Raw genomic sequence first — 515 nt, forward strand, 5'->3', positions numbered from 1 at the left:
CGCGTTTCGCACGCCCCCCGCGCCGACTACACGACTTTCTCCGCGAAATCGGCACACGCCGTTGATCCTCCGAGATGATCGGCGATAGCTTCACTGCTCATGCGCGGCCCCGGCGCCCTCCGGGCGGTGCCGGTCCGGTGGTCCCACCTGTCCAGCCCGTCGCCCGCTTCCTCATCCACGTACGCATCGAGAGTTCCGCCAACCCCATGGAGACCCCATGCCGTTGCACATCTCCCGTACGCGCCGAGCCGTCGCCGCCTCGGCGGGCCTGGCCACCGCCGCCGCCCTCGCGTTCCTTCCCGGCACCGCCTCGGCGGCATCCGCCGACGGCGGCCCGCTGAGCACGAAGGCGGCGCAGCCGACCGGGCCCGAGCTCAGTTACATCGTCAACGTCCGCCCCGGGCACGGGAATTCGGCCCGCGTCCAGAGAGCCGTCGCCCAGGCGGGCGGCTCGGTGCTCCAGGCGTACGACCAGATAGGCGTGCTCGTCGTGCACTCCGCCAACGCGGACTTCG

At 71.7% G+C, this 515-nt stretch carries 1 pseudogene; it reads left to right on the forward strand.

Features of this window, described 5'->3' with window-relative positions:
* Positions 1-217 precede the first annotated feature (217 nt).
* Positions 218-515: pseudogene (locus E6R62_RS39115) on the forward strand (peptidase S8); the annotation flags it as partial.

The sequence above is a fragment of the Streptomyces sp. A1136 genome (assembly GCF_004795055.1).
Classification (GTDB): Bacteria; Actinomycetota; Actinomycetes; order Streptomycetales; family Streptomycetaceae; genus Streptomyces.